At 69.0% G+C, this 17,078-nt stretch carries 19 protein-coding genes and 1 riboswitch; of the genes, 6 read left to right on the forward strand and 13 right to left on the reverse strand.

Translation table 11 applies throughout. The annotated features are described in order from the left end of the window. Positions 1 to 142: 142 nt before the first annotated feature. On the reverse strand, positions 143 to 1,015 hold the full coding sequence (locus tag AC3A6B_RS13155) for an alpha/beta hydrolase fold domain-containing protein (protein ID WP_487837136.1): 873 nt from the start codon (positions 1,013 to 1,015) through the stop codon (positions 143 to 145). Positions 1,016 to 1,182: 167 nt separating this feature from the next. Here AC3A6B_RS13155 and AC3A6B_RS13160 point away from each other — a divergent pair, with 167 nt between their 5' ends. Further along, complete coding sequence (locus tag AC3A6B_RS13160; RefSeq protein ID WP_487837137.1) at positions 1,183 to 2,097, forward strand: LysR family transcriptional regulator; 915 nt, start codon at positions 1,183 to 1,185, stop codon at positions 2,095 to 2,097. A gap of 3 nt (positions 2,098 to 2,100) precedes the next feature. On the opposite strand, the gene AC3A6B_RS13165 is transcribed toward AC3A6B_RS13160, so the two are convergent. The 8 genes from AC3A6B_RS13165 to AC3A6B_RS13200 are packed head-to-tail and all read right to left on the reverse strand — an operon-like array spanning position 2,101 to position 9,639. Further along, positions 2,101 to 3,093, reverse strand: coding sequence for an aminotransferase class I/II-fold pyridoxal phosphate-dependent enzyme (locus tag AC3A6B_RS13165; protein ID WP_487837138.1), 993 nt, complete (start codon positions 3,091 to 3,093; stop codon positions 2,101 to 2,103). Then, the gene (gene cbiB / locus AC3A6B_RS13170; RefSeq protein ID WP_487837139.1) at positions 3,090 to 4,052 is read right to left on the reverse strand and encodes an adenosylcobinamide-phosphate synthase CbiB; all 963 of its coding nucleotides are present in this window, start codon (positions 4,050 to 4,052) and stop codon (positions 3,090 to 3,092) included. The genes AC3A6B_RS13165 and cbiB overlap by 4 nt, the downstream gene beginning before the upstream one ends. Positions 4,053 to 4,061: 9 nt before the next feature. Further along, positions 4,062 to 4,631: a cob(I)yrinic acid a,c-diamide adenosyltransferase gene (cobO, locus tag AC3A6B_RS13175; RefSeq protein WP_487837140.1), complete on the reverse strand. Its 570-nt coding sequence runs from the start codon at positions 4,629 to 4,631 to the stop codon at positions 4,062 to 4,064. A gap of 20 nt (positions 4,632 to 4,651) precedes the next feature. Then, the gene (locus AC3A6B_RS13180) at positions 4,652 to 5,440 is read right to left on the reverse strand and encodes an ABC transporter ATP-binding protein (RefSeq protein ID WP_487837141.1); all 789 of its coding nucleotides are present in this window, start codon (positions 5,438 to 5,440) and stop codon (positions 4,652 to 4,654) included. Then, complete coding sequence (locus AC3A6B_RS13185) at positions 5,440 to 6,444, reverse strand: FecCD family ABC transporter permease (RefSeq protein WP_487837142.1); 1,005 nt, start codon at positions 6,442 to 6,444, stop codon at positions 5,440 to 5,442. The genes AC3A6B_RS13180 and AC3A6B_RS13185 overlap by 1 nt, the downstream gene beginning before the upstream one ends. Then, positions 6,441 to 7,301: an ABC transporter substrate-binding protein gene (locus tag AC3A6B_RS13190; RefSeq protein ID WP_487837143.1), complete on the reverse strand. Its 861-nt coding sequence runs from the start codon at positions 7,299 to 7,301 to the stop codon at positions 6,441 to 6,443. Before AC3A6B_RS13190 ends, AC3A6B_RS13185 begins: the two co-directional genes overlap by 4 nt. Continuing rightward, positions 7,298 to 7,870 (reverse strand): bifunctional adenosylcobinamide kinase/adenosylcobinamide-phosphate guanylyltransferase, encoded by a 573-nt coding sequence (cobU, locus tag AC3A6B_RS13195; RefSeq protein WP_487837144.1) that lies wholly within the window; start codon positions 7,868 to 7,870, stop codon positions 7,298 to 7,300. Before cobU ends, AC3A6B_RS13190 begins: the two co-directional genes overlap by 4 nt. Next, on the reverse strand, positions 7,867 to 9,639 hold the full coding sequence (locus AC3A6B_RS13200; RefSeq protein ID WP_487837145.1) for a TonB-dependent receptor domain-containing protein: 1,773 nt from the start codon (positions 9,637 to 9,639) through the stop codon (positions 7,867 to 7,869). The genes cobU and AC3A6B_RS13200 overlap by 4 nt, the downstream gene beginning before the upstream one ends. A 184-nt stretch (positions 9,640 to 9,823) precedes the next feature. After that, positions 9,824 to 10,062, reverse strand: a riboswitch (cobalamin riboswitch). A gap of 39 nt (positions 10,063 to 10,101) precedes the next feature. Between AC3A6B_RS13200 and AC3A6B_RS13205 the strand changes: the two genes are divergently transcribed. From AC3A6B_RS13205 to AC3A6B_RS13220, 4 genes are all read left to right on the forward strand, one after another. Continuing rightward, positions 10,102 to 10,326, forward strand: coding sequence for a DUF904 domain-containing protein (locus AC3A6B_RS13205; protein ID WP_093109208.1), 225 nt, complete (start codon positions 10,102 to 10,104; stop codon positions 10,324 to 10,326). Beyond that, entirely contained in the window at positions 10,326 to 10,664 is a 339-nt protein-coding gene (locus tag AC3A6B_RS13210; RefSeq protein ID WP_487837146.1) for a cell division protein ZapA, read from the forward strand. The genes AC3A6B_RS13205 and AC3A6B_RS13210 overlap by 1 nt, the downstream gene beginning before the upstream one ends. 276 nt (positions 10,665 to 10,940) lie before the next feature. Further along, a complete protein-coding gene (locus AC3A6B_RS13215; RefSeq protein ID WP_487837147.1) occupies positions 10,941 to 11,756 on the forward strand; it encodes a sulfite exporter TauE/SafE family protein in 816 nt (271 codons plus the stop codon). Between the two features lie 109 nt (positions 11,757 to 11,865). After that, positions 11,866 to 12,291: a universal stress protein gene (locus AC3A6B_RS13220; RefSeq protein ID WP_487837148.1), complete on the forward strand. Its 426-nt coding sequence runs from the start codon at positions 11,866 to 11,868 to the stop codon at positions 12,289 to 12,291. An 18-nt stretch (positions 12,292 to 12,309) separates the two neighbouring features. Here the strand turns inward: AC3A6B_RS13220 and AC3A6B_RS13225 are convergent, their stop codons facing one another. Beyond that, complete coding sequence (locus AC3A6B_RS13225; RefSeq protein WP_487837149.1) at positions 12,310 to 13,269, reverse strand: AraC-like ligand-binding domain-containing protein; 960 nt, start codon at positions 13,267 to 13,269, stop codon at positions 12,310 to 12,312. A 97-nt stretch (positions 13,270 to 13,366) separates the two neighbouring features. On the opposite strand from AC3A6B_RS13225, the gene AC3A6B_RS13230 reads away from it, so the two are divergent. Continuing rightward, entirely contained in the window at positions 13,367 to 13,750 is a 384-nt protein-coding gene (locus tag AC3A6B_RS13230; RefSeq protein WP_487837150.1) for a VOC family protein, read from the forward strand. A 15-nt stretch (positions 13,751 to 13,765) separates the two neighbouring features. On the opposite strand, the gene AC3A6B_RS13235 is transcribed toward AC3A6B_RS13230, so the two are convergent. Genes AC3A6B_RS13235 through AC3A6B_RS13245 form a run of 3 tightly spaced genes read right to left on the reverse strand, consistent with a single transcriptional unit; the run spans position 13,766 to position 17,060 of the window. Beyond that, on the reverse strand, positions 13,766 to 15,316 hold the full coding sequence (locus tag AC3A6B_RS13235; protein WP_487837151.1) for a malonate--CoA ligase: 1,551 nt from the start codon (positions 15,314 to 15,316) through the stop codon (positions 13,766 to 13,768). 2 nt (positions 15,317 to 15,318) lie between these two features. After that, positions 15,319 to 16,077, reverse strand: coding sequence for an enoyl-CoA hydratase/isomerase family protein (locus tag AC3A6B_RS13240; protein WP_487837152.1), 759 nt, complete (start codon positions 16,075 to 16,077; stop codon positions 15,319 to 15,321). Next, positions 16,074 to 17,060: a Bug family tripartite tricarboxylate transporter substrate binding protein gene (locus AC3A6B_RS13245; RefSeq protein WP_487837153.1), complete on the reverse strand. Its 987-nt coding sequence runs from the start codon at positions 17,058 to 17,060 to the stop codon at positions 16,074 to 16,076. Before AC3A6B_RS13245 ends, AC3A6B_RS13240 begins: the two co-directional genes overlap by 4 nt. Between the last annotated feature and the right edge of the window lie 18 nt (positions 17,061 to 17,078).

The following is a 17,078-nucleotide window of genomic DNA, read 5'->3' on the forward strand; positions in this document are numbered from 1 at the left end:
TGAACGTCCTTTTTTGGATGACTTTGGAAATGCAACAGCCCGGCCTGTGCTCGGGCGCAGGCAAGACGAATCCGTTGGCGCCGACAGAAGCCGGCGGATCGAGAAGGTTTGAAAAACGGGTTACCGGCGTAGCCGGCTGGGCCTAGACCGGGGGAGGCACCGGCGGCACCGTGGCAGCAAAAAATGCGCGCATGTGCTCACCGACTGTCTCCGGACACGCGCAATCGCCATAGGCGGGGTCGTACAACTCGTCCGGACACTTCGCGGCCGAGGGCAGCACGCCCCGGGTCACGGAAATGCCCGCATCCTGCAGCCGCTGCGCGAAGCGCAGGGCCTCGTCGCGCATCGCATCGTCCTCGCCGACCAGCACCAGCGTGGGCGCCAGCTCGGCCAGCCTGAGCGATGCGCCCGGCACCGCATAGGGGTGCGTCGCGTTCATCGGCCGGCTCAGGTATTCCTGCCAGCCGGTCGCCCAGCGGCACTTCACTGCATCGCTCGTCGCCTTGCGCAGCGACTGCGTACCCGCGCAGGGGTCGAGCATCGGCGACAGCAGGATCTGGCCCGCCAGCGGCGGATGCGCACGGTCGCGCGCCATCAGAGCCACCGCGGCCGCCACGTTGCCGCCGGCTTCCTCGCCGGCCAGGTAAATGCGGGCGCCCTTGCCTGCCAGCTTGACGCGCTGCTTGTAGAGCCACTCCAGCGCTGCGAAGCCGACCTCGATGGGTTCGGGGAAAGGCGCCAGCGGATAGGCGAGCGAGACCACCACCGCGCCGGCGCTCGCCAGCAGGCGGGCCACGTTGCGGCCGAAGTCCAGGTCGCCGCTGATGAAGGTGCCGCCATGGAAGTGCAGCACCAGCGGCACGCCTGCACCTTTGGCCCGTTGGCCGTAGAGGCGCGCGTTGACCGGCTCGCGGCCGGGCAGCGGGATGCTGATGTCGGTTTCGGCGCCTTGCACAACGGCTCCCGCCGGGGCCTTGGCGGCTTCAGCAGAACGCGGAGTGGGACGGGATGACATGAGCGGCCTCGGTGTGTGGACGATGGTTGAATATTACGGCCCGGATTGGCTGCTTCAACAAGCTCGTGGCCCCTACTCTGTTTCCAATCGGCTAACAATCAGCTAAGAAGCGGCATGTGAGAATCCGCACCCCGGTGGAAACACCGGGTTTTCCAGGAGCAGCATCAATGGACCAGATCCAGGCCATGCGGATCTTTGTCCGCGTCGTAGAAGCCGGCACCTTCACCCGGGCAGCAGATTCGCTCGGCCTGCCCAAGGGCACGGTCACCAAGCAGATCCAGGCGCTGGAATCGCGCCTGCACGTGAAACTGCTCAACCGTACCACGCGCCGGGTGACGGTCACGCCCGACGGCGCGGCCTACTTCGAGCGCACGGCGCGCCTCCTGAACGACTTCGACGAGATCGAGGCCAGCATGACCAATGCGCAGGCCAACCCGACCGGCCGGCTGCGCATCGACGTCGGCACCTCGACAGCGCGGATGATCATCCTGCCGGCACTGGCCGGCTTCTGCGACCGCTATCCCGACATCCAGGTCGACCTGGGCGTGAGCGACCGCCCGGTTGACCTGATCAGCGACAACGTGGACTGCGTGATCCGGGCCGGCGACCTGACCGACCAGTCCCTGGTGGCGCGGCGCATCGGCACGCTGGAGTTCGTGACCGTGGCCTCGCCGGCCTACCTGAAGCGCTACGGCGTGCCGCAGCATCCGACCGACATCGAGAAGCGCCATCATCTCGTGAGCTTCTTCGCCGGCGGCACGCGCCGCGTCTACCCGCACGAGTTCCACAAGGGCGACGAGCACATCGAGATGTCAGGCCCCTACCGGGTCTCGGTCAACGAAAGCAACGCCCACCTGGCGGCGGTGCTCGGCGGCTTCGGCATCTCGCAGTGCATCACCTTCATGACCGAGCCCCACCTGGCCAACGGCGAGCTGATCGAGATCCTGCCGGACTGGACGCGGCCGCCGCTGCCGGTGCACGTGGTCTATCCGCCGAACCGCCACCTGAGCGCCAAGGTGCGGGTGTTCGTGGACTGGGCGGCCGAGCTGTTCCAGAAGAATCCGCGGCTGCAGCGGCGCTGAGGCTCAGCGTCGCGCCGCCGGCCATGCGCGTCGCAGCGCCGACTGGCTGGCCGGCGGCAGCACGCTGAGCCGCACGTGGTCCGGCAGGCCGAAGGAGCGGATGTCGCGCAGCTGGATGCCTGCATCACGAAGTGCCGCGGCACGCGGCGCATACGGCATGTCCGGCCGCGCGCAGAAATAGTTGGCGACGCTGGGCAGGCAGGTCCAGCCCAGCGCGGCGCACATCGCCTCCTGCTCGCGTTTCCACGCGCGCAATGTGTCCAGGCTGTGCCGGAGCCAGTCCTGCGCCTCGGCGCCGGTCCAGGCGGTCAGCAGCGCGACGCCCTGCGCACCCACCGGCCAGGATGGCGCGAGGCGGCCCAGGCGCGCGACCATCTCGCCTGCACCGCCCGGCGCGATCGCGTAGGCGGCACGGACACCGGTGAGGCCCAGCGCCTTGTTCGGCGTCCACAGTTGCCAGACGAGATCCTGCTGTGCCGGGCCCAGCCCCAGGCCGCCTTCGAGCCGCAAGGGCTCGTAGGCAAGGTCGAGCACGCAGGTGGATTGCGCCGCCAGCGTATCCACCTGCCGCTGCAAGCCCTTGTGCACCTGCCCGAGCGGACTGGACGGATCGCAGCACCAGATGAGGTCGGCCTCGTTCGGCTGAACGTATTCGAAGCCCCACGCGCCGGCGGCCCGCTGGTAGTCGCCATAGCTGTGCGGCGGCATCCAGGCACCGCGCCCGCCCCGCTGCGCGACCGCCGCCGTGATGCGTGCGATGAATTCGCTCGCGCTGGCGGCGATCACGATGCGCTCGGCATCGACGCCATGGAAGCGGGCCAGCGTTTCGCGCAGCGCGGCGTAGCGCGAGTCTGGATAGCGGCTCGCGTCCGCCTGCTGCAGCGCGGCCAGCGCCGCCGGGCACGGGCCACAGGCATTCGCATTGGTGGAGAAGTCGTGCGGCGCGGCCCCGCGGGCATCCGGGCCGCCGTGCAGGGCTTCGTCGAGGAAAGTCACCCGGCCAGTCCCAGGATCGACGCCGATGCGGCAAGGGCCAGCAGCACCACGACCCTGGCTGCCAACGACGCGGCGCGCTGCGTGTCCGCCGCGCTGGCCGCGCGTCCCGCTCCGTTCAACGCGTAGACGCCGGGCTTGGCGAGCCGTACGCCGAGGCAGAGCGCCATGGCGGCCATGGGCCAGCCGCTGTTGGGGGAAGGGGTGCGGCGGGACTCGCGGGCAGTGGCGAGCAGCGCCCTCACGCCCGCCCTCTCCCGCTCGCGGGAGAGGGAGCAAGACAGGAGCAGCAGGACGGCCGTCAGCCGCGCAGGCAGCCAGGACAGCACATCGTCGGCGCGCGCGGCCCATTTGCCGGCCCATTCCCAGACACGGCCCTGGCGCACGCTGCGGTAACCCCACATCGCATCGGCGGTGTTGGCGAAACGATAGAGCGCGGCGCCGGGCAGGCCGAAGAGCACAAACCAGAACACCGGCGCGACCACCGAGTCGTTGAGGTTCTCGGCGAGCGATTCGATCGCGCTCTCGCGCACCTCGGCTTCGTTTAGGGCGTGCACATCGCGGCTGACCAGATGTGCCAGGCGATCGCGGCCGGCGTCGAGCGAGCCGGCCAGCGCCGCTTCGACGGCCAGGACCTCGTCGCGCAGCATGCGCCAGGCCAGCAAGGGCTTGAGCGCCAGGCCCAGCAGCAGCGCCTCGGCCCAGCCTGGCAGGCGTCCCGCGGCGGCGGCCACGGCCCACGCGGCCAGCAGGACCATCGCGGCGCCGGCGCCCCACGCGAGCGCCCCCGCGGCGAAGCGCGCGCGATCCGGCGAGCGCGCCCCTTCGGCCTGCGGTGCGATGCGCCGCCCCGCCCCCCCCAGGTAGCGGCCGATCCAGACGACCGGATGCCAGCGCGCGGCCGGCTCGCCCAGCCATCGATCGATGGCGAGCGCGACCCACAGCGCGGCCACGGTCGTCAAGACGAAGTCCTAGTCTTCGATGCCGCGCTGGGCGGGAATACCGGCCTTGAACGCATGCTTGACCATCTGCATCTCGGTCACCGTATCGGCCAGCTCGACGATCTCCGGCGGGCAGCGGCGCCCGGTCAGCACCACATGGACTTCCTTCGGCCGCGTGCGCAAAGTTTCGAGCACGCCTTCCAGCGGCAGCCAGCCGTAGATCAGCGGATACGTGATCTCGTCGAGCACCACGAGGAAGTGCTCGCCCGAGAGGATCGCCGCCCTCGCCTTCTCCCAGCCGTCGCGCGCGAGCTGCGCCGAGCGCTCGAGGTCCTGGCTCTTCCAGCTGAAGCCGTCGCCCAGCCCTTCGATCGGGATGCCGATCTGCTCGAACATGCGGTGCTCGCCGAAGCGCGCGCTCGGCACCTTCATGAACTGGAAGATCTTCACCGCCTTGCCGCGGCCGTGTGCGCGCAGCGCAAGGCCGAAGGCCGCGGTGCTCTTGCCCTTGCCGTCGCCGGTATTGACGATCACGAGGCCGCGGCGCTCGCCTTCGGGCTTCTCGTAGGGCTTGTCGGCGGGTGGGGTTTCGATCTGCATGGGAGTTCCCGGTTGAGTGTTCAGTGCGGTACGGCCAGCCACTGGTTGGCCACGCGATGCACGGCGACGCGGCCGTCGAACACCGCTTCGAGCGCCCGGTGCGTGGCTGCATCGTCGCAGCGGCCATGGTGCAGCACGCGGCCCTTGGCCATCACCACCATCGCATCGGCCGCCAGCGCGGCATTGAGTTCGTGCAGCACGCTGACCACCGTCTTGCCTTCGGCCACCAGCGCGCGGGCGCTTGCCATCCAGTCGGCCTGGTGCGGCGGATCGAGGTTGGCGAGCGGTTCGTCCATCAGCAGCAGCTCGGCTTCGACAGCCAGCGCACGCGCCAGCAGCACGCGCTGGCGTTCGCCGCCCGAGAGTTGGCCGAGCGGCCGCCCGCCCCATTCCCAGGCCTGGGTGCTGCGCAGCGCACGCTCGACGGCTGCGCGATCGGCATCGCTGGGCGCGGCGAGCCAGCGCTGGTGCGGCAGGCGCCCGAGCATGGCAACGTCATAAACCATCAGGTCGTCGGCAGAGCCTTCGCCCGCGCCGCCCTGGCCGAGCCACGACAGCCGCCGCGCACGCGCACGGCCGGAGACGGCGTCGAGCGGCTGCCCGAACAGGCGCACCTCGCCGCGATGCGCCAGCAGGCCGGCGAGCACCTTGAGCAAGGTGGACTTGCCCGCGCCATTGGGGCCGACGATGCTGGTCCAGCGGCCGGCCGCGAGCGCGAGATCGATGCCGTGCAGCACCTCTGCCTGGCCCAGCGAAGCGCTAACCTGCCTCGCCTCGAGCGCGATGCCGCGCGCCACCGCCCGCTCCATCAGAGGCCTCCCCGCGCGCTGCGCCGATGCATGAGCCACAGCAGGTAGCTGCCGCCGAGCACGGCGGTCAGCACGCCGACCGGCAGCTCCTGCGGCGCGATCAGCCAGCGCGCCAGCAGGTCAGCCGCCATCAGCAGCAGCCCGCCCATCGCAGTCGACAGCACGATCAGGCGCGCATGCGTGGTCTTCACCGCCGAGCGCACCAGGTGCGGCGCCGCCAGGCCAACGAAGGCGATGAGCCCGGTCTGCGCCACCGCGGTGCCGGTGGCCAGCGCGAGCACCGCCACCAGCGCCGCACGCATGGCGCCCAGCGGCAAGCCCAGGCTGCTGGCCGTGGCCTCGCCGAGCGCCAGCCCGTCGAGCACCGGCGCAAGCGCCCAGCCCGCCAGCAGGCAGACCAGGCCGAGCGCGCCCATCACGCAGCAGGCGCTCCAGCCGACCAGGCCCGTGCTGCCGAGCATGAAACCCTGGATCGCCTGCAGGATGTCGGCCGAGGCGATGGTAATCAGGTCCTTGGCAGCACCGAGCACCACGCCGACGATCACGCCCGCCAGCAACAGCCGGAGCGTCTGCTGCACGCCGCGCGCCAGCACCAGCGTCAGCAGCACGCCCAGCACGGCGCCGAGGAAGGCCGCGCCGGTCAGGCCCAGGCGCACCACCCATTGCGTGCTGGCCGCCGAAACGCCGAACAGCGATAGCGCCACCGCCATGCCGAGCGAGGCGCCCGAAGCGCTGCCCAGCAGATAGGGGTCGGCCAGCGGGTTGCGGAACAGCCCCTGCGCCACCGCGCCCGCGAGGCCGAGCAGCGCGCCGGCGAGCCAGGCACCCAGCGTGCGCGGCAGGCGGATGTCCCGCACGATCTGCAGCGCGATCGGATCGCGGTGCGCCGCGAACACGCTCTCGAAGCCGGTGCTGCCGATGCCGGCGCCGAGCACGATCAGCGCGGCGGCGAGCAACACCAGCGCGATGCCGAGCGAGAGGGCGCGGCGATGCTCGCTCTTCACGCCTTGTCCTGCAGGCACTTCGCCATGAGCTGCGCGGCCTCGCCCATGCGCGGGCCGGGCCGTACCAGCACGTCGGATTCCGCGGCTTTGAAGCGGCAGATGCGGCCTTCGCGCACCGCCCGGATGGAAGCCCAGCCCGGCCGCTGTTCGAGCCCCTGCGCGCTGCGCTCGCCAACCATGATCAGGTCGGGATCGGCGCGCACCACGTACTCGGGATTGAGCTTGGGAAAGGGACCGAGCGAGGCCGGCACGATGTTCTTCACTCCGAGCCGCGCGAGCGTCTCGCCGATGAACGAGACCTCGCCCGCCGCATAGGGCGCGCTGTTGATCTCGAAGTACACGCGCCGGTTCCTCGCGCGCGCCGGCAGCGCCTCTGCCGCAGCCGTCACGCTGGCGTCGATGGCGCGCCACACGCGCTGCGCATCGCCGATGCCCAGCACCTGGCCGAGCGCGTCGAGCACGCGCCGCACGTCGGCATGGCTCTTCGGTTCGAGCACGATCACTTTGAGCCCCAGCGCCTCGAGCCGCTCGGTGACGCGCGAGGACTTGGCCAGCAATACCACGTCGGGCTTCAGCGCCACGATGGCCTCGACATTCGGATCGATGCCGCCGCCGAGCTGCGGCAGTGCACGCACGGCATCGGGCCAGTTGGAATAGCGGTCGATGCCGACCAGGCGATCGCAGGCGCCGAGCGTGCAGACCGATTCGGTCAGCGAGGGCAGCAGGCTCACGATGCGCTGCGGCGGTCGAGGGAGGTCCACGCGCACGCCGCGTTCGTCGGTCACGACCACGGCATGCGCCCCGATCGCCAATGCGGCCGCAGCCAGCGCGAGCGACCACCTGGAAAGCAGATTCATTCGGGTTCTTTCAAACTGAGCGGCAGGCCCGCGGCCATCAGCGTGACGCGATCGCAGGCTGCCGCCACCTCCTGGTTGAGGCGGCCCAGCGCATCGACGAAGGCGCGCACCTCGCGGCCCATCGGGATCACGCCGAGGCCGATCTCGTTGGCGACCAGCACCACCGGGCCGCGCGCCTCGCGCAAGGCCCGCAGCAGCGAAGCCTGCACCATCTCCAGCGAAGCGCTGCTTTCGTGAGGCGCGGCCTCGACCGGCATCAGCAGGTTGGTGAGCCACAGCGTGAGGCAATCGACCACCACCAGCGTATGCGGCGCGCTCATTCTCGCCAGGGCGGGACCGAGCGCGATCGGCTCCTCGACGATGGCCAGGCCCGGCACGCGCTGCGCGCGGTCCTCGCGATGCCGGGCGATGCGTTCGCGCATCTCCTCGTCGTGCGGCATCGCGGTCGCGATCAGCACTGCGTGATGCCCGAGCGAATGCGCCAGCCACTCGGCCGCGCGCGCTTCGGCGCGCCGTGACTTGCCGCTGCGCTGGCCGCCGAGGATCAGCTCGCGGCGGGCAAAGCTCATTTCGGCTGCCACCGCACCGTCAGGTAGGCAGCGCGTCCACGCTGGTTGTAGCCATAGGCCGTTTCATACGTCACGTCGTTGAGGTTCGTGATGCGCCCCTGCACCGACCAGTCCTTCGCCACCTGGTACTCGGCGTAAAGATCGACGGTCGTGTAGTTGCCGAGTCTGCGCGTATTGGCCACGTCGTCAAAGCGTCGGCCCACATGCAGCGCAGAGCCGCCGAATTTCCAGGGGCCGACGGCGTAGTCGATACCCAGCGACACCGTGTTCTTCGCCCGGCGCGGCAGCTGCTTGCCGCTGACCTCGTTGCGCGGGTCCAGAGAATCGAGGTTCGCGTGCAGGCCCCAGGGTCCGAACTGGCCGTCGTAGCCCAGCGTCCAGCCCTCGATGCGCGCACGCGGCACGTTCTCGGCCCGGGTGGAGTTGGTGATGAAGCCGCGGATCTTGTTGTCGTAGCGCACCAGCTTCACGCTCTGGCCGTCCTGGCTCCAGGTGATGCCGACGTCGGTGTTCTTGCCCTCTTCCGGCTGCAGCGCCGCGTTGCCGAAGTTGGGGAAGTAGAGCTGGTTGAACGAGGGCGCGACGAAGCTGGTGCCGTGCGACACGTGGGCGCGCCAGTTCGGCGTGATGCGATAGCCGTAGCCGGCGAACCAGGTGTTGCTGTCGCCGAACTGCGAGTTGCGGTCGTGCCGCGCATCGACCTGCCAGCTGTGGGCGCCGGCGCTGCCATTGAGGCCAACGAAGGCCGAGTCGATGTCGCGCTTGGTGACCGTGTAGGCCGTGTCGCTGTTCACTTCCTGCACGCGGCGCTCCAGCCCGGCGACCACGGTGCCGATCGGCGTCGCGATGTCGTTTTGCCAGAGGTACTGGTCCTGCGTGGTCTCGAACAGACCCGGCAGCGTGGCGGCGATGATGGAGCGCGAGTAGTCGCGGCTCTGTGCATAGCGCAGCTGCGTGCTCCAGTTCTGCGTCAGCTTGCCGCGCGCGCCGATGTAGGCGGTCTGGGTGCGCACGATGCCGCGCGAATCGAATTGGAGGCCGTCGTCGAAACGGTTCCGGCCTTCGGCGTACAGCAGGCCGCTGTCGATCTTCCAGTCGGGATTGAGTTGGTAGCCAATCGATGCGTTCAGGGCGCTCTGCATGAAGGGATCGCGGTCGGGGTTGAAGTTGCCGAAGGGCGCCTTGCGGTTGGTCGCGGAAAAGCCCTTGTCGATCGTGCGTGCGACATCGAGCGAGTAGGTCACATCCCCCGTGGCGCCCACAAAGCCCGCGCCGAGTTGCTTGTAGCCCTCGCTGCCGATCGTCGTCGACACCCGCGGGCTGAACGAATCCTCGCCCGGCTTGGCCCTGCGCGTGAAGATCTGCACCACGCCGCCCACGCCGTCGCTGCCGTAGAGCGCCGAAGCCGGCCCCTTGATCACTTCGATCCGGTCGATCATCTCGATCGGAATGTTCTCCCATGCCGGCGTCCCGAGCGTGCCGGAGCCGTAGCGCACGCCGTCGATCAGGAGGATCGTGTGGCGCGCCTCGGTTCCGCGAATGAACACGCTGCTCGCCTTGCCCGCGCCGCCGTTGGCCGTCATCTGGACGCCTGCGACGCGCGCCAGCAACTCGGGCAAGGTGCGGCCGGCCTGCCGCTCGATCTGCGCGCGTTCGATGACGACGGTGTCCGACACCAGTTCGTCGACGCGGGTGGGCGTGCGGGTCGCGGTCACCACCGTTTGGGGCAGCGCAGGCGTTTCGGCTTGCGCGAAAGCGAGCATGGGCATGCCCAGTAACGCGGCGATCGAAAGGGAAACGGCACTGGGCCGCGAAAGCGGACGCGACGAAGCACGCCCGGCGGCGCGTGCGGAAGAAACGCAGGTTGTCATCATGGGAAACACAAGAGATCAATGTCCGCCACCGGCTTCCCCGCCGGTGCTTGGACGTCATGGCCGCCCATGCTTCACGCATGCGGCAGCCGCCTCGTTGGCCGGTATCCGGGCTGGCAGCGCGCCCCCGTCGCCTTCCCAGGCGCCTGTTTCAGGGCGCCCAGTGGCTTCTTGACGAGGGTGGCATCGGAAAGACGCCGTCTGCTTGACCGTTGCGGGGGCAGCGCAGGCTGGCTCGGCCCGGTGGGGACCTCGACTCCTGCTTCCCGTTGAACTGCGCCGCGTGAACCGCGGCGCGAGCACCAACGCGCGGGATTTTAAGTGCGAAAGCACGCCCGCCGGAAACTACAATCGCCCCCCATGCCTGCACCGAGCCGTATTGAACAGATCGCCGAGCGCGTCGAACGTTTGCTTGTGCGCCACGAAGAAGTGCAGCGCACCAATGCGTTGCTGCAAGACCAGGTGAACGCGCTCACGCGCGAACGCGATGCGCTCAAGTCGCGGCTGGCCGCGGCACGCACGCGGCTCGATGCGCTGCTCGAACAGCTGCCGGCAGAACCCTCCCAAGACGCTCCCTCCTCCTGATGAAACAAGTCGAAGTCCAGATCATGGGCCAGAGCTATCTGCTCGGCTGCCCCGAAGGCGGCGAGCCGCAGCTGCGCGAAGCCGTCGAGCGCGTCGATGCCGCGATGTGCAAGATCCGCGATGCGGGCAAGGTGAAGGCGCGCGACCGCATCGCGGTGCTGGCTTCGCTCAATCTCGCCTTCGACCTGGCCCAGCGCGAATCGGCGATCGCGGCGCCTGCCGCGCCGGCGGCCGCCGCTCCTGCGGCGGGTCCGGATGCCGCGGCCGACGATGCCCGCGCCGCGCAGCTGATCCAGCGCCTCGACCAAGCCCTCGCCGGCGACGACCATTTGCTGTGACGGACTACATGCGCTCGTCATTGCGGGCGTAAAATCCACCCTGTCTGCGGTGCGTGTCGGGCTTAATATTTCCTTGTTCCAATGCTCTACGGAGCAGGGCTTGGTATATCGCTTGGCGGGTGTGATCATCTCGCGTCAGATGAACCCGAAGCCTTGCTGCCCTCGCCCACCTGAACCCTGGTTCAGGATGCGAGTCCGGCCTCACTCGCAGACACCTTTTTTGGACGGCCACGGCCCCGTTTTCGGGGCCGTGGCTTTTTTCAGAGACTTGCTTCCATGACGATCGCCCCCCTGCTGGTCGCCGAGCTCGCCGTGCTCGGCGTCGGCACCGGTTTTCTCGCCGGCCTGCTCGGCATCGGCGGCGGCATGCTGATGGTGCCCTTCATCACGATCATCCTGGGCCATCGCGGCGTGCCGTCCGACCTGGCGGTGAAGATGGCAATCGCGACCTCCATGTCGACCATCATGTTCACGTCCATCTCGAGCGTGCTTGCGCACCATCGGCGCGGCGCCGTGCGCTGGGACATCGTGAAAAGGCTGTCGCCCGGCATCGTGATCGGCAGCCTGGTCGGCAGCCTCGGCGTGTTCGCCCTGCTCAAGGGCTCGGTGCTCGCCATCTTCTTCGCGCTCTTCGTCGGTTTCTCGGCAACGCAGATGTTCCTCAACCGCAAGCCCAAGCCGACGCGCCAGATGCCGGGCACCGCGGGCCAGCTCGCGGGCGGTGGCGCGATCGGCTTCCTGTCGGGGCTGGTCGGCGCCGGCGGCGGCTTCATCAGCGTGCCCTTCATGACCTGGTGCAATGTCGCGATCCACAACGCGGTCGCCACCAGCGCGGCGCTGGGCTTTCCGATCGCGGTGGCCAATGTGCTCGGCTATGTGGGCAGCGGCCAATCGGTGCAGGGCCTGCCGGCCGGCTCGATCGGCTACATCTGGCTGCCGGCGCTGGCCGTGATCGCGGTCTGCAGCTTCCTCACCGCCCCGCTGGGCGCCAAGGCCGCGCACAGCCTGCCGGTATCGAAACTCAAGCGCGTGTTCGCAAGCATCCTCTATGTGCTGGCGGCCTACATGCTGTGGAAGGGCTTGCGCGGCTGAGCGCAAGGCCCCTGCATCCGGTCGGCTTCTCTGTGCGCACGCGGCGCCTCGCCGTATAACCTTGCCATGCGGCGCTTTCGCCGCAGGTCGCAAGAAAACGAGGCAGTGCATGAAGATCCTGATCGCCGTCGACGGCAGTCTCCACACGCAGAAGGCGCTCGACTACCTGGCCGCACACCGCGCCATGTTCGTCGACGGCCACGAGCTGATCGTGGTGCACGTGAGCACCGGCCTGCCCGGCCATGCGGTCCGCCATCTCAGCAGGGATGTGGTGGACGACTACTACAAGGAAGAAAACGCGAAGGTGCTGGAGCCGGTCAAGGCCTTCTTCGCCAGGCACGAGATCGGCAACTTCCGCACCGAACCGCGCCACGGCCACGCCGCCGAAGAAATCCTGAAGGCCGCGGCCGCGGGCGGCGCCGAGCTGATCGTGATGGGCACCCACGGCCACGGCATCTTCGGCCGCGCCCTCATGGGCTCGGTGGCGACTAAGGTCGTTTCGGAGACGGACATCTCGGTGCTGCTGGTGCAATAAGGCCGCCTGAGAGCTTCATCACTGCCCGCGCAGCCGCCACTCGCGCGGCGAGCAACCGAAGCGCTCGCGGAATGCGCGGCTGAAATGCGCCGCATCGTTGAAGCCGCGGCCATAGGCGATCTCGCTCACGGTGCGGCCGGCCAGCCGGGGTTCCAGCAAGTCGCGACCGCAGGCCTCGAGCCGGCGCTCCCAGATGTACTGCGCGGGCGTGAGCGGCTCGCTCTTGAACACGCGGTGGATCTGGCTCGCCGACAGGCCCAGTTCGGCCGCGAGGCTGGCCACCGAGAGCCCGGCATCGCCCAGTTGTTCGTCGATGCGGCGCTTGATGCGCGCCAGGTGGAAAGCCGTCAGGTTGCTGAGGCTGGGCGAGCGGGCCGCGGGCAGCGTCTGCAGGCCGGCCACGAGGATGCTCAGCACGCCGTTGGCCACAGCCAGCGCAGACGCAGGCTGCAGGGTGTCGATGTCTTCGCGCAACGTGCCGATCATGTTGATCAGCAGATGGCCGGCGCCCTCGCGGCCCGACACGGCGGTCGCGGTCAGTGCTTCCGTGTCGCGCAGCTCGCTGCGCAGGCGCTCGCCGGGCAGCTTGAGCACGATCTGTTCGAAGGCATCGTCGAAGAGAAGCTGGTAGGGCCGCGTGCTGTCGTAGAGCGCGAAGTCGCCCACCGACAGCGCCGCGTCGCGCCCGTCCTGCCGCACCACGCCGTGGCCGCGGGTCTGGATGCCGACCAGGAAGTAGTCGTCGCAGGAGCGTGCGATGTGGCTCGGCGTGCGCCTGACGCTTTGCGCACCCGATCGCACCACCGATACGTCGAGGGCCGGCAGCGTGTGCTGGCGGATGCTGCCTTCGAAGTCGCCCGGCAGGCCGTTGCGCACCGGATCGCAACCGAGCTGCACGTAGATGTTGCAGATCATGTCGGTCCAGTAGGCGAGCCGCTGTTCGCGCGGCACGGCGTCTGTGCTGAGCAGGCGGTTCATAGATCCTCCGAGGATGCGGGGCGAGAGGCGAAAACTTACGTGGAAAGCAGCTTGCATGCCACAGCGCTAACCCGCGCCCGGCGCTACCATCCGCCGCATGTCCATCCAGCTCAATCACACGATCGTCCGGGCCCGCGATCCACGGGCATCCGCGGTGTTCCTGGCGGAGATCCTCGGCCGCGGTGCGCCCGTCCCCTTCGGTCCCTTCCAGGGCGTCGAGGTCGACAACGGCGTCACCCTCGACTACATGCAGGTCGAGGGCGACATCCCGTGGCAGCACCTGGCCTTCCTCGTGAGCGAGGCCGAATTCGACGACATCTTCGGCCGCATCCGCGAGCGCGGCCTGCCCTACTGGGCCGATCCGGGCCACCGCCGTCCCGGCGAGATCAATCACGGGGACGGCGGCCGCGGCGTCTACTGGAACGATCCCGACGGCCACAACCTCGAGATCCTCACGCGGCCCTACGGCAGCGGCGGCTAGGGCTGTTGACAGGTCCTAGACGAACAAGCCCTTGTGCTGCTCGCGCAGCAGGGCCTTCTGCACCTTGCCCATCGCATTGCGCGGCAGCTCGGGGACGACGAAGCAGCGCTTGGGGATCTTGAAGTTGGCCAGCTTCTTCTTGAGCGCGCCGATGATCGCGTCGCCGTCGAGCGCTGCGCCGGGCTTGGGCGTGACGATGGCGATGCCGACTTCGCCGAAGTCCGGATGCGGCACGCCCACGAGGGCGCTCTCGGCCACGCCGGCCATCTCGTTGATGTAGCCTTCGATCTCGGCCGGATAGACGTTGTAGCCGCCGCTGATGATCAGGTCCTTGCTGCGGCCGACGATGGTGACGTAGCCGAGCCCGTCGATCTTGCCGACGTCGCCGGTCTTGAAATAGCCGTCGGCAGTGAACTCTTCCCTGGTCTTCTCTGGCATGCGCCAGTAGCCGGAGAACACGTTGGGGCCGGCCACCTCGATGTGGCCGATCTCGTCCGTCGGACAGGGCTGGCCGGCGTCGTCACGCACGCGCAGCTGCACGCCGGGCAGCGGAAAACCCACGGTCCCGCCGCGCCGCTGGCCCTGCACCGCGCTGTAGGGGTTGGAGCTGAGCATGACGGTCTCGCTCATGCCGTAGCGCTCGAGAATGGTGTGGCCGGTGCGCTCGCGCCAGGCCTCGAAGGTTTCGACGAGGAGCGGCGCCGACCCCGCGATGAAGAGGCGCATGCCGTTGCAGGCCTCGCGCGTCAGCCCCGGCTCGGCCAGCATGCGCACGTAGAGCGTGGGGACGCCCATGAACACGGTGGCTTCCGGCAGCCGGGCCACCACGCGCTTCGGATCGAACTTGTTGAGCCAGATCATCTTGCTGCCGCTGATCAGCGCGCCGTGGATGGCGACGAAGAGCCCGTGCACATGAAAGATCGGCAGTGCATGGATCAGCACATCGCCCTCCCCCTGCGCGCCGCTGTGCCAGCCCCAGTAGTCCTTCAGCACTTCGGCGTTGGAACGCAGGTTGCGGTGCGTGAGCATCGCGCCCTTGCTGCGGCCGGTGGTGCCGCTGGTGTAGAGGATGGCGGCGAGGTCGTCGTCCTTCTTCTGGGCGACGGTGTGGCGGTCGCTGCACTGCGCCGCCACCTCGAGCAGCGTGCCGCTGCGGTCGTCGTCGAGCGTGAACACGTGGCGGGTGCCGGCCGCGGCCGCGATCGGCGCCACCCACGATGCATTCGCCCTGCTGCAGACCACCACCGCCGGCTCGGCATTGCCGATGAAATACTCGATCTCGGCGCCGCGGTAGGCGGTGTTGAGCGGCAGGAACACGTAGCCAGCGCGCAGCGTCGCGAGATAGAGCAGCATCGCCTCGACCGATTTCTCGACCTGCACGGCGATGCGGGCGCCCTTGTCGAGCTTCAGCGCCTCGAGCAGGTTCGCGATCATCGCGCTCGCGCGCTCCAGGTCGCGCCATGAATAGAACAAGCCGTCGTCGGTCTCGACCGCGACGGCATCGAGATCGGCAGGGAAGGCCGCACGCAGCGCGGCGTAGAGATTGGCGTTGGTCGTGTCGGTCATGGTCAGAAGACGGGTGTGCGCTTGGCAATGAAGGCGGCAATGCCCTCGCGGTGCTCGGGCGAGTCGGCGTAGTCGTAGGCGCCGGCAAGCAGCCGGTCGACCGTGCCGGCGAAGAAGGTCCGCTTGTTCTGGCGCGCTGCCGCCGGCGCCAGCGCGGCGATGCGCTGCGCATGCGCCAGCACTGCCGCAGTGAGCTGCGCATCGGGCAGCACGCTCAGCACGAAGCCGGCATCGTAGAGGCGGCGCGCATCGTGCACGCCGGCGGCCAGCAGCATGTCGCGCGCCAGCGTGTCGCCGATGGCGACACGGACCAGGGCCGCCTCGCGCGGCGCCATCGGAAAGCCCAGCTTCGCGATGGGTGCGCCGAATTTCGACGATTCGGCGGCCAGGCGGATGTCGCAGCAGCTCGCGATCTCCAGGCCCGCGCCCATGCAGGCACCCTCGATCTGCGCAACCAGGGGCAGCTCGCAGGCCAGCATCGCGGCCAGAGCGCCCCAGACCTCGTTCTCGTGGAATTCGCGCAGGCTGGCTTCGTCGAAGCGGAAGGACGGGTACTCGGAGATGTCGCCGCCGGCGCAGAAGGCAGCGCCCTCCCCGCGCACGACGACGCAGCGCGTGGCCGCGTCCTGCGCGAGACCCTGCTCGAACACGGCGCGCAACTCGCGCCACATCGCGCGCGACATCGCGTTGAGCCGACCCGCATTGGCGAGCGTCACGAAGGCGATCGCGCCATCGCGCTCCAGCCTGACCGAGGCCGTCATTCCAGCTTGGCGCCAGAAGCTTTCACGACGCCGGCCCAGCGCTTGATTTCGGAGTTGACGAAGCTGCCGTAGGGCGCCATCGCGAGGTTCGGGATCTCGGCCCCGTTGTTGGCCCAGATCGCCTTCAGCTCGTCGGTGGCGAGCGCCTTCTTCATCTCGTCGACGATCTTCGCCTGCACCTCGGCCGGCGTGCCCTTGGGCGCCCACAGCCCGTACCAGGTGGTCACGGTGTAGTCCGGCAGGCCGACCTCGGCGGCGCTGGGCACGTCGGGAAACGCCGGGTTGCGCTTGGTGCCGGCCATCATGAGCGCCTTGATGCGGCCGGCCTTGATGTGCTGCGCCGAAGAGCCCAGGCCGTCGAACATGCAGTCGACGTTGCCGGCGATCAGATCCTGCAGCGCCGGGCCCGCGCCGCGATACGGAATGTGCGTGATGAAGGTGCCCGTCTGCAGCTTGAAGAGCTCGCCCGCCAGGTGATGCGAGGTGCCGGCGCCGGCCGAAGCGTAGTTGAGCTTGCCGGGGTTCTTCTTGGCCTCGGCGACGAAGTCCTTGAGCGTGGTCGCGCTCACGCGCTTCGGATTGATCACCACCACCTGCGGCACGCTGGCCAAGAGCATCAGCGGCACGAAGTCTTTCTCGATGTCGTAGTCGAGCTTGGGATAGACCGAGGGCGCGATCGCATGGTGCACCGCGCCCATGAAGAGCGTGTAGCCGTCCGGCTGCGCCTTGGCCGCGATGCTCGCGCCCAGGGTGCCGCCGGCGCCGCCGCGGTTGTCGACGACCAGCGTCTGGCCGGCGACCTTGGCGAACTGTGCCGACAGCGGCCGCGCGAAGGCGTCGGTGCCGCCGCCGGCCGGAAAGGGCACCACCATCGTCACCGGCTTGGCGGGCCAGCTGGCCTGGGCGCGTGCGCCGCCGCCCAGAACGGCGGCGGCTGCCGCGGCGAGGCGCAAAACGTCGCGCCGCTGGAAGCTTGGGGTCATTGCCTTGTCTCCTTTGTG

It is taken from the genome of Variovorax sp. Soil_C_33 (genome assembly GCF_057656935.1).

Excerpts from the sequence above, each read along its gene's own strand:
- AC3A6B_RS13155 (WP_487837136.1), bottom strand. The coding sequence starts at position 1,015 with ATGTCATCCCGTCCCACTCCGCGTTCTGCTGAAGCCGCCAAGGCCCCG.
- AC3A6B_RS13160 (WP_487837137.1), top strand. The coding sequence starts at position 1,183 with ATGGACCAGATCCAGGCCATGCGGATCTTTGTCCGCGTCGTAGAAGCC.
- cobO (WP_487837140.1), bottom strand. The coding sequence starts at position 4,631 with ATGCAGATCGAAACCCCACCCGCCGACAAGCCCTACGAGAAGCCCGAA.
- AC3A6B_RS13180 (WP_487837141.1), bottom strand. The coding sequence starts at position 5,440 with ATGGAGCGGGCGGTGGCGCGCGGCATCGCGCTCGAGGCGAGGCAGGTT.
- AC3A6B_RS13190 (WP_487837143.1), bottom strand. The coding sequence starts at position 7,301 with ATGAATCTGCTTTCCAGGTGGTCGCTCGCGCTGGCTGCGGCCGCATTG.
- cobU (WP_487837144.1), bottom strand. The coding sequence starts at position 7,870 with ATGAGCTTTGCCCGCCGCGAGCTGATCCTCGGCGGCCAGCGCAGCGGC.
- AC3A6B_RS13200 (WP_487837145.1), bottom strand. The coding sequence starts at position 9,639 with ATGCCCATGCTCGCTTTCGCGCAAGCCGAAACGCCTGCGCTGCCCCAA.
- AC3A6B_RS13205 (WP_093109208.1), top strand. The coding sequence starts at position 10,102 with ATGCCTGCACCGAGCCGTATTGAACAGATCGCCGAGCGCGTCGAACGT.
- AC3A6B_RS13210 (WP_487837146.1), top strand. The coding sequence starts at position 10,326 with ATGAAACAAGTCGAAGTCCAGATCATGGGCCAGAGCTATCTGCTCGGC.
- AC3A6B_RS13215 (WP_487837147.1), top strand. The coding sequence starts at position 10,941 with ATGACGATCGCCCCCCTGCTGGTCGCCGAGCTCGCCGTGCTCGGCGTC.
- AC3A6B_RS13220 (WP_487837148.1), top strand. The coding sequence starts at position 11,866 with ATGAAGATCCTGATCGCCGTCGACGGCAGTCTCCACACGCAGAAGGCG.
- AC3A6B_RS13225 (WP_487837149.1), bottom strand. The coding sequence starts at position 13,269 with ATGAACCGCCTGCTCAGCACAGACGCCGTGCCGCGCGAACAGCGGCTC.
- AC3A6B_RS13230 (WP_487837150.1), top strand. The coding sequence starts at position 13,367 with ATGTCCATCCAGCTCAATCACACGATCGTCCGGGCCCGCGATCCACGG.
- AC3A6B_RS13235 (WP_487837151.1), bottom strand. The coding sequence starts at position 15,316 with ATGACCGACACGACCAACGCCAATCTCTACGCCGCGCTGCGTGCGGCC.
- AC3A6B_RS13240 (WP_487837152.1), bottom strand. The coding sequence starts at position 16,077 with ATGACGGCCTCGGTCAGGCTGGAGCGCGATGGCGCGATCGCCTTCGTG.
- AC3A6B_RS13245 (WP_487837153.1), bottom strand. The coding sequence starts at position 17,060 with ATGACCCCAAGCTTCCAGCGGCGCGACGTTTTGCGCCTCGCCGCGGCA.